This window comes from Clavibacter sp. CT19, assembly GCF_027858075.1.
GTDB lineage: Bacteria > Actinomycetota > Actinomycetes > Actinomycetales > Microbacteriaceae > Clavibacter > Clavibacter tessellarius_A.
Genome location: NZ_JAQHYR010000004.1, coordinates 96,039 through 106,068 on the forward strand (window position 1 = coordinate 96,039; position 10,030 = coordinate 106,068).

The window sequence follows — 10,030 nt, forward strand, 5'->3', positions numbered from 1 at the left end:
CGGGATGCGCCGGGATCCGGCCGACGCGCTCCCATGCTACCGACGGGATCGCGCGCCGCCCGACCCGTCAGGTGGTGGTGGTGGCGTCCGCGTCGCTCGCGGTGGAATCCCCGTCGGCGGCACCTGCGGCATCGGACCGGGCCCCCGCGTCCGGCTCGGCCGCGGGCTCCGGCTCCAGCTCCAGCTCCGACTCCGCCTCGGGCTCCGCCTCCAGCTCCGGCTCCGGAAGCGCGATGGCCTCCGGCCCCTGCTCCACGAGCAGGCGGAACTCCGCGGCGTCGATGATCCGCACGCCGAGCGCCTCGGCCTTGCCGAGCTTGGATCCCGCGCCCGGCCCGGCGGCGACGTAGTGCGTCTTCTTGCTCACGCTGGATCCGGCCTTGCCGCCGGCCGCCATGATCGCCTCGAGCGCCCCCTCGCGGGTGTACCCCTCGAGCGACCCGGTGGCGACGACAGTGAGGCCGGCGAGCACGCCGCCCGCGGCGGCCGCGGCGCCGGGCCCGGGGTGGCCGGGCACGGACGTGACGACGCCCGCCCGCTCCCAGCGCTCGACGATCTCCCGGTGCCAGTCGACCTCGAACCAGTCGAGCAGGGCATCGGCGATGATGCCGCCCACGCCGTCGACCGCGGCGAGCTCCTCGCGGCTGGCGGCGCGGATGGCGTCGAGCGAGCCGAACCAGCCCGCCAGGGCGCGCGCGGCGACCGGGCCGACGTGTCGGATGCTCAGGGCCACGAGGATCCGCCACAGGTCCTGCGTCTTCGCCTTCTCCAGGTTCTCGAGCAGCACCTCGGCGGACTTCGACGGCACCGACAGCTCGTCGCCCCAGGGCTCCGCCGGGTCGAACGCGCCGTCGCGCTTCGGGACGCGCTTGCGGCGGAACGGCGTGACGCGCTTGGCCTCGCCCGTCTTCTCGTCCACCTTGACCATGCCGGTCTCGGCGTCGCGGACCACCACGGTGATGGGCACGAGGTCGGCCATGGTCAGCTCGAAGAGGCCCGCCTCGGTCTCGAGCGGCGGGTCCTCCGGCTCGAGCGGCTGGGTGAGCGCGGCCGCGGCGACCTCGCCGAGGCCCTCGATGTCGAGCGCGCCGCGGGAGGCGACGTGCTCGACGCGCCCGCGGACCTGCGCCGGGCAGCTGCGCGCGTTCGGGCAGCGGAGGTCGATGTCGCCCTCCTTCGCCGGCTTCAGCGGCGTCTGGCACTCGGGGCAGAGAGTGGGCATGACGAACTCGCGCTCGGTACCGTCGCGGAGCTCGACGACCGGCCCGAGCACCTCGGGGATGACGTCGCCGGCCTTCCGCAGCACGACCGTGTCGCCGATGAGCACGCCCTTGGCCTTCACCACCTGCTGGTTGTGCAGCGTGGCCTGACGCACCTCGGATCCGGCGACCTCCACCTTCTCCATGACCGCGAACGGCGTGGCCCGGCCGGTGCGGCCGACGCTCACGACGATGTCGAGGAGCGTCGTGTTGACCTCCTCCGGCGGGTACTTGTACGCGGTGGCCCAGCGCGGCGCGCGGCTGGTGGCGCCGAGCTCCTCGTGCAGCCCCAGGTCGTCGACCTTGACGACGATGCCGTCGATCTGGTGCTCGACCTCGGCGCGGTGGGCGCCGTGGCGACGCACGAACTCCACCACCTCGGCGACGTCGTCGAACACGCGGAAGTGCGTGGAGATGGGCAGGCCCCACCCCTCGAGCAGCCCGTAGACCTCGGACTGCGCGGACACGTGCGCGTCGCGCTCGAGCTCGCGGACGGGCCAGGCGCCGATGCCGTGCACGAGCATGCGGAGGCGGCGGATGCGCGCGCGCATCAGGTCGAGGCGCGCGGGGGTCTTGCCCTCCTCCTTCTGGCGCAGGGATCCCGCGGCGGCGTTTCGCGGGTTCGCGAACACGCGCTCCCCCACCTCCAGCTGCCGGGCGTTGAGCTCGTCGAACTCGGCGACGGGGAAGAAGATCTCGCCGCGCACCTCGACGAGCGGCGGATGCCCGGATCCGGCGAGCCGCTCGGGCACGGTGCCCATGGTGAGCACGTTCTGCGTGACGTCCTCGCCGACGACGCCGTCGCCGCGGGTCGCCGCCGTGACGAGCACGCCGTGCTCGTAGCGGAGGTTGATGGCGAGCCCGTCGATCTTGAGCTCGCTGAGGTAGCGGACGCGCCCGCTCCCCGCGTCGCGCTCGACCTTGGCCGCCCACTCGGCGAGCTCCTCCTCGCTGAACACGTTGTCGAGGCTGAGCATGCGCTCGGCGTGCGTGACGGGCGCGAAGAGCGTGGTCTCGGCGCGGCCGCCGACCGTCTGCGTGGGGCTGTCCTGGCTGCGGAGGGTGGGGTGCGCCTCCTCGAGCGCCTCGAGCTCGTGCACGAGCGCGTCGTACTCGGCGTCGCTCAGGGTGCTCGCGTTCGACGCGTAGTACTCGTCGCGGTGGCGCTCGATCTCGGCGCGGAGCGCGTTCACGCGGGCGGACGCGGCCTCGAGGTCGGCGGGAGTGGTAGTGGGGACGGCGTCGGCGGCCGCGTCGGATCCGGTCGTCGTGTCGCTCACGGGACGCTCACTCCCCCGCGGCCGCGCCGGCGAGGGCCGCGTCGCGCATCGGCGGCCGCGCGTCGTCGACGGCGCTCACGGTGCGGTCGATGGTGACCTGGCCGAGCACGCGGGTGCCGGCGTAGACGACGGCGGTCTGCCCGGGGGCCACGCCGATGAGGTGCTCGCGGGGGGTGATCACGAGCTCGATCATGCCGTCGACCCCCGACACCCGGGCGCTGGCCGGCACCGGGTCGGCGTGCGCGCGGATCTGCACGTCGCAGTCGAACGGCTGGTCGGGTCGCGTGGGCGGCGTGCCCGCCCACGTGAAGGAGGATCCGGCGATCTCGCGGATCGCGAGCGCCTCCTGCGGGCCGACGACGACCGTGTTGTCCTTGGGCCGGATTTCCAGGACGAACCGCGGGCGGCCGTCGGGCGCCGGCGTGCCGATCGCGAGGCCCTTGCGCTGCCCGACCGTGAACGCCGCAGCGCCGGCGTGCGTGCCCACCACCGCGCCCCGGCCGTCGAGGATGTCGCCGGGCGCTGCTCCCACGCGGTCCGCGAGCCAGCCGCGGGTGTCGCCGTCGGGGATGAAGCAGATGTCGTGGCTGTCGGGCTTCTGCGCCACCTGGATCCCGCGCGCGGCGGCCTCGGCGCGCACCTCGGCCTTCGACGGCGTGGATCCCAGCGGGAAGTAGGAGTGCGCGATCTGCTCGGCCGTCAGCACGCCGAGCACGTACGACTGGTCCTTGGCCCACGCGGCCGCGCGATGCAGCTCGGGCTTCCCGTCCGGCCCCTCCAGCACGTCCGCGTAGTGGCCGGTGCAGACGGCGTCGAAGCCGAGGTCGAGGGCCTTCTCCAGGAGCGCGGCGAACTTGATCCGCTCGTTGCAGCGCATGCAGGGGTTCGGCGTGCGGCCGGCCTGGTACTCGGCCACGAAGTCGTCCACCACGTCGGCGGCGAAGCGCTCGGAGAAGTCCCACACGTAGAACGGGATGCCGAGGAGGTCGGCGGCGCGGCGCGCGTCCATGGAGTCCTCGATCGTGCAGCAGCCGCGGGATCCGGTGCGGAGCGTGCCCGGCATGCGGCTGAGGGCGAGGTGCACGCCCGTCACGTCGTGCCCGGCCTCGACGGCGCGGGCGGCGGCCACGGCGGAGTCGACTCCACCACTCATCGCTGCGAGGATCTTCACCCGCTGAGCCTACGCGCCGCGCGTCCCGCGAACCCCGCCCGGGAGGCCCGCGCGACGGCGTCGGGCAGGGCGGCCAGCAGCGCGTCGACGTCGGCGTCGGTCGTGGTGCGGCCGAGCGTGAAGCGGAGCGCTCCCCGGGCCTCGGACTCGGGGACGCCCATGCCGAGGAGCACGTGCGAGACCTCGGGGACGCCGGCCTGGCACGCGGATCCGGTGCTCACCGAGACGCCCGCCATGTCGAGGAGGAGCAGGAGCGAGTCGCCCTGGCAGCCGGCGAACGTGAGGTGCGCGTTGCCGGGGAGGCGGCCGGCCGGATCCGGGTCGCCGCGGAGGACGGCGCCCGGCACGTCGCGGAGCACCGTCTGCACGAGCCGGTCGCGGAGGGCGGCGAGGCGCACGCGCTCGGCGTCGAGCTCCGCGACCGCGAGCGTGACGGCGGCGGCGAACGCGACCGCGGAGGCGGCGTCCTGCGTGCCCGAGCGCACCTGCCGCTGCTGGCCGCCGCCGTGGATCTGCGCATCGACCGTCGCCTGCCGCGCGAGCACGAGCGCGCCGCTGCCGACGGGCCCGCCGACCTTGTGCGCCGAGACGCTGACCGCGGACACCCCCGCCTCGCGCCAGCGGCGGAACGGGACCGGCATGTGCCCGAGGGCGGCCACCGCGTCGACGTGCACCGGCACGCCGTGGGCAGCGGCGAGCGCCGCGAGCTCCTCCACGGGCTGGATCGTGCCGACCTCGTTGCTCGCGGCGAGGAGGGTGAGGAGGGAGACGGATCCGGGATCCGCGGCGAGCGCGGCGGCGACCGCGTCGACCCGGATGCGCCCGAGCGCGTCGATCGGCAGCCGCTCGACCACGGCGCCCCGCCGCTCGAGCCACTCCACCGTGTCGACCGTGGCGTGGTGCTCGCCGTCGGGCACGAGGATCCGCGTCCGCCGTGCGTCGGCGGCGACCCGGGCGCCGTGCAGCCCCTTGATCCCGAGGTTCACCGACTCGGTGCCGCCGGACGTGAGGATCACCTCGACCGCGTCGGCGTCGAGCGCGCGGGCGATGTCCTCGCGCGCCTGCTCGAGCACGCGTCGGGCCTCCTGGCCGTGCGAGTGGATGGAGGACGGGTTCCCCACGAGCGTGAGCGCGCCGGCGAGCGCCGCGATCGCCTCCGGCCGCATCGGGGTCGTCGCGGCGTGGTCGAGGTAGACCGTCATGCCCCCTACCCTAGGTCGCATGCCGCGCCCCGGACCGCCCGAGCCCCTGGGGCTGACGCTCCACGAGACCGGCGGCACGCTCCGCCTCGTGAGCCATGGCGCGTCCGCCGTGGAGCTCACCGTGTCCGCCGTCGACGACCCGCGCCGCGTCGCGCAGGTGGTCGCGATGGAGCGGGGCGATCACGGCGTCTGGACCGGGTGGAGCGATCGGCTCGTCCCCGGCACCGCCTACTCGGTGCGCGTCGACGGGGACCCCGCGCCGGGCGACTCCTTCGACCCCACGCGCCACCTCATCGACCCGTACGCGCGCGGCCTCGTGCAGGTGGGGCCGGCCGCGTGGCGCTCGGTCGTCACGCGCGAGGTGCCTGCGGAGGAGCGCGCCGCCCGTCGGGCCGCCCGGCCGGCCGTGCCGCGCGACCGCCAGGTCGTGTACGAGCTGCACGTGCGCGGCTTCTCCAAGCTCGACGAGCGCGTCCCGGAGGAGCTGCGCGGCACCTACGCGGGGCTCGGCCACGCGGCGTCCGTCGACCGGCTCGTGGAGCTCGGCATCACGACGGTCGAGCTCCTGCCCGTGCACGCCTCCACGAGCGAGGAGCGGCTGCGCGCGCAGGGGCGCATCAACCACTGGGGATACAACACGCTCGCCTACCTCGCGCCGCACGCGCCCTACGCCACGCGCCGGGCGCGGGACGCCGGGGCCGACGCGGTGGCGGACGAGTTCCGCGCGATGGTGGACGCGCTGCACGCCGCCGGCGTCCAGGTCGTGCTCGACGTCGTCTACAACCACACCGCGGAGGAGGGCGCCGACGGCCCCGTCACGAGCCTCCGCGGCATCGACGGGTCCCGCTACTACCGGCACACGCCGGACGGCACGCCCATCGACGTGACCGGATGCGGCAACACGGTCGACCTGTCCCGGCCGGACGCGCAGCGCCTCGTGCTCGACTCGCTCGAGCACTGGTCCGACGTGATGGGCGTCGACGGCTTCCGCTTCGACCTCGCGGTGACGCTCGGCCGCGACGAGCGCGTCGACTTCGATCCAGAGCACCCGCTGCTCCGCGCCATCGTCGAGGACGAGGCGCTCCAGGGGCTTCTGATGATCGCCGAGCCGTGGGACGTGGGCATGGGCGGCTGGCGCACGGGCGGGTTCGGCTCCGGCTGGAGCGAGTGGAACGACGGCTACCGCGACGTGGTGCGCGACTTCTGGTTGACGGACGTCGCGGAGGCGCGTCGCACGGGTGGCGCGCCGCACGGCGTGGGCGCGCTCGCGTCCTGCCTCGCCGGATCCTCGGGCACCTTCGCCGCCGACCGCGGGCCGCTCGCGTCCGTCTCGTTCGTCACGGCGCACGACGGGTTCACGCTCGCCGACCTCACCTCCTACGACCACAAGCACAACAGCGGCAACGGGGAGTCGAACCGCGACGGGACCGACGCCAACCGGTCCTGGAACCACGGCGTGGAGGGGCCGACGCGCGATCCGGCCGTCCTCGCCGCGCGTCGCCGCACGTCGCGGAACCTGCTCGGCACCCTCCTCGTCTCCGCCGGCATCCCCATGATCACGATGGGCGACGAGCGGGGCCGCACCCAGCGCGGCAACAACAACGGCTACTGCCTCGACAACGCGGCGACCTGGCTGCATCGCGACGAGGACGCCTGGCGGCTCGACCTCGAGGCGACCACACGGCACCTCATCCGCATCCGCCGCGAGAACCCGGCGCTCCGTCCCGTCCGGTACGCCCAGCCCGACGTGCGCGTGCCGAGCGCGTCGGTGCTCGCCTGGCGCGACGCAGACGGCGCGCCCATGACGGACGCGGCCTGGGAGTCCGCGGGCACGCGCACGCTGCAGTGGATCACCACCTCGACGCCCGAGACCGAGGAGCCGAACACCGTCCTCGTCGTGGTGCACGGGCTGGAGACGACGGCGACCGTCACGCTGCCGGAGCACGACGGCGTCACGGCGTGGCGCCTCCTGTGGTCGAGCGCGTGGGAGCGCCCGGAGGCCGTCTCCGCGGACGATGCGCCCGGCGACCGCATCGAGGTGCGCGGCCCGGCGATGCGCATCTACCGCGCGGCCTGAGGCGGACGTCCGCCCGGACGGGGCCGCCTGCCGGGCGGCGACGGCCCCGCCCCCGCGTGCTCAGCCCGCGACCGCGACCAGCCCCGGCTCCGCGCTCGACGCGAGGAGCTCGTGCCGCGGCACCACGCGCACGGTGTAGCCGAAGGGACCCGCGGAGCGGAGCGGCACCGTGCCCACGTGCTCCTGCTGCCCTCCGGATCCGCCGACGGGTGCGAGCGCGTGCCGCACGACGTCCGTGAGCACGTCCCCCTCGCCGGTGCGCCCGTGCACGACCTCGACCGTCACGTCGTCCGCGTGGAGCCCGCCGAGGGCGACCCACGCGCGCACGCGCAGCTCGTCGCCGACCTGCGCCTGGGGACCCACGCCCTCCGACTCCACGTGCGCGACCTGCACCGACGGCCAGGCCGCCACGATGCGCCGTCGCCAGGCCGCGAGCTCCCGGGCCCGGGCGTGGTCGTCGGCCGCGACCATCCGCTGGGCGCGCCACGCCGGGACGTACAGCCGCTCCACGTACTGCCGCACCATGCGGTCGGCGCTGAGCTCGGGCGAGAGCGTCTGCAGCGTGTGGCGGATGTCGTGCACCCAGCCCGCGGGCACGCCGTCCGCGTCGCGCTCGTAGAAGCGCGGCGCGATGCGGTTCTCGATGAGGTCGTACAGCGCCGTCGCCTCCATCGCGTCGCGCTCGGCGCCGTCGTGCGCGCGGTCCGCGGACGGGATCGCCCAGCCGTTGCCGCCGTCGAAGTACTCGTTCCACCAGCCGTCGAGGATCGACAGGTTGAGCGCCCCGTTGAGCGCCGCCTTCATCCCCGACGTGCCGCACGCCTCGAGCGGCCGCAGCGGGTTGTTGAGCCACACGTCGGTGCCCGGGTAGAGGAGCTGCGCCATGCCGATGTCGTAGTCGGGCAGGAACACGAGGCGCCCGCGGATCTCGGGCTCGGCCGCGAACCGCACCAGCTCCTGGATGAGGCGCTTGCCCTCGTCGTCCGCCGGGTGCGACTTGCCGGCCACCACGATCTGCACGGGCCGGTCGGGGTCGGTGAGGATGCGACGGAGGCGCTCCCGGTCGTGGAGCATGAGCGTCAGGCGCTTGTAGGTGGGCACGCGGCGGGCGAAGCCGATGGTGAGGACCTCGGGGTCGAGCACGTCCTCGAGCCACGACGGCTCGACGCCGCCCGGGTTCTGCTCGCGCCAGGCGCGCACGACGCGGCGGCGGGCGTCGGCGACGAGCTGGCGGCGCATCCGGCCGCGGACGTCCCACAGGTCTCCGTCGCTGACGGCCGGGGAGGACCAGTCGGCGCCCGTCGTGTCCGTGGTGCCGAGGCGCTCGCCCGCGAGCGACATGAGCATCGGATCCGTCCACGTGGGCGCGTGCACGCCGTTCGTGACGCTCGTGATCGGCACCTCCTCGGTGTCGAACCCCGGCCAGAGACCGGCGAACATGCCCCTGCTCACCTCGCCGTGCAGCTGCGAGACGCCGTTCGCGCGCTGCGCGAGGCGCAAGCCCATGAGCGCCATGTTGAACACGCCCGGATCGCCGCCGTCGTGCGCCTCCGCGCCGAGCTCCAGCACGCGGTCGCGGGGCACGCCGGGCAGGAGGGCCTCGGTCACGTGCGCGCGGACCAGCTCGACGTCGAAGCGGTCGATGCCGGCGGGCACGGGAGTGTGCGTCGTGAACACGGTGCCCGCGCGCACGACCTGCAGCGCTTCGTCGAAGTCGAGGCCGTCGCCCATGAGCGCGGAGATCCGCTCGAGCCCGAGGAAGCCCGCGTGGCCCTCGTTCGTGTGGAAGACGCGCGGCACGGGCGATCCGGTGATGCGCGCGTGGGCGGCGATGGCGCGCACGCCGCCGATGCCGAGCAGCAGCTCCTGGTGCAGCCGGTGCTCGCCGCCGCCGCCGTAGAGCCGGTCCGTCACGCCGCGGAGGTCGTCGTCGTTCTCGGGCACGTCCGTGTCGAGGAGCAGCAGCGGGATCCGGCCGACGCGCGCCTGCCAGATCCGCGCGTGCAGCGTGCGGTCGGCCGGCAGACCGAGGGCGATCTGGACGGGCCGCCCGTCGGCGTCGCGGAGCACCTGGAGCGGCAGGCCGTCCGGGTCGAAGACGGGGTAGGTCTCCTGCTGCCAACCGTCGGAGGAGATCCCCTGGCGGAAGTAGCCGGAGCGGTAGAAGAGGCCGACGCCCACGAGCGGCACGCCGAGGTCGGATGCGCTCTTCAGGTGATCGCCCGCGAGGATGCCGAGGCCGCCCGAGTACTGCGGCAGCGCCGCGGCGATCCCGAACTCCGGCGAGAAGTAGCCGACGGCCTCGGGCACGTCGCCCGCGAGCGACTGGTACCACCGCGGCTGCTCGCAGTACGCGCGGAGGTCGGCCCTCTGCTCCTCCGCCCACGCGACGAAGCCCTCGTCGGCCGCGAGCTCGCGCAGCCGCTCCTGGTCGACCGCGCCGAGGAGCGCCACCGGGTCGTGCCCCGTGCCCTCCCACAGCTCCGGGCTGACATGCGCGAACACGCGACGCGTCGGCTCGTACCAGGACCACCGGAGGTTCCCGGCGAGCTCGTCCAGCGCGGACAGCTCCTCCGGGAGGACGGCACGGACGGTGAATCTGCGGATGGCCTTCACGGGACTCCCTCGGACCGGATCGGCGGCGAGAGGCACCCGCGCGCTCGGCCCCGAGCCTAGGGGCGCGGGGTGGACCGCACCAGGGTCCGCCGCCCGCGTGGACGGCGGCCGGACGCCGGGTGACGGGTCGGCGTCGGGCGTCCCTCCGGCGTCCTCCGGCGCCACGGCGAGCGACAGCCGGAGGGCGCACGGGCTACGGTCGAACAGTGACCACACCCCAGGACGGACCCGATCCCCTCCCCCGCCCGGTGCGCGGCCGTGCGGCCCGCAAGGCCGCCAAGGCCCAGAAGGCCCAGGACGCCCAGCGCCCGCCCGCCCCGCGACCCCCGCTGATCCCCGAGGCGCCTGCCACGCCTGCCACGCCTGCCACGCCTGCCACGGTGCAGCCCGCCGCGGCCGAGGCCGCCGCCGTGCAGCCCGCCGCC

At 74.9% G+C, this 10,030-nt stretch carries 5 protein-coding genes; 1 reads left to right on the top strand and 4 read right to left on the bottom strand.

The genetic code is table 11. The features are described from left to right. Positions 1 to 67 precede the first annotated feature (67 nt). The 3 genes from ligA to PED38_RS06350 are packed head-to-tail and all read right to left on the bottom strand — an operon-like array spanning position 68 to position 4,912. Positions 68 to 2,539, bottom strand: a complete 2,472-nt coding sequence (gene ligA, locus PED38_RS06340; protein ID WP_270980365.1) for an NAD-dependent DNA ligase LigA — start codon at positions 2,537 to 2,539, stop codon at positions 68 to 70. A gap of 7 nt (positions 2,540 to 2,546) precedes the next feature. Then, positions 2,547 to 3,710 carry a tRNA 2-thiouridine(34) synthase MnmA gene (gene mnmA, locus PED38_RS06345; RefSeq protein ID WP_270980367.1) on the bottom strand — a complete coding sequence of 388 codons (1,164 nt, stop codon included), beginning with the start codon at positions 3,708 to 3,710 and terminating at the stop codon, positions 2,547 to 2,549. Then, positions 3,707 to 4,912 (bottom strand): cysteine desulfurase family protein, encoded by a 1,206-nt coding sequence (locus PED38_RS06350; RefSeq protein ID WP_063072691.1) that lies wholly within the window; start codon positions 4,910 to 4,912, stop codon positions 3,707 to 3,709. Before PED38_RS06350 ends, mnmA begins: the two co-directional genes overlap by 4 nt. Positions 4,913 to 4,931: 19 nt before the next feature. On the opposite strand from PED38_RS06350, the gene PED38_RS06355 reads away from it, so the two are divergent. Then, positions 4,932 to 6,989, top strand: a complete 2,058-nt coding sequence (locus PED38_RS06355) for a glycogen debranching protein (protein WP_270980369.1) — start codon at positions 4,932 to 4,934, stop codon at positions 6,987 to 6,989. A gap of 60 nt (positions 6,990 to 7,049) precedes the next feature. Here PED38_RS06355 and glgP read toward each other — a convergent pair whose 3' ends face one another. After that, the gene (gene glgP / locus PED38_RS06360; protein ID WP_270980371.1) at positions 7,050 to 9,605 is read right to left on the bottom strand and encodes an alpha-glucan family phosphorylase; all 2,556 of its coding nucleotides are present in this window, start codon (positions 9,603 to 9,605) and stop codon (positions 7,050 to 7,052) included. Positions 9,606 to 10,030: the final 425 nt, after the last annotated feature.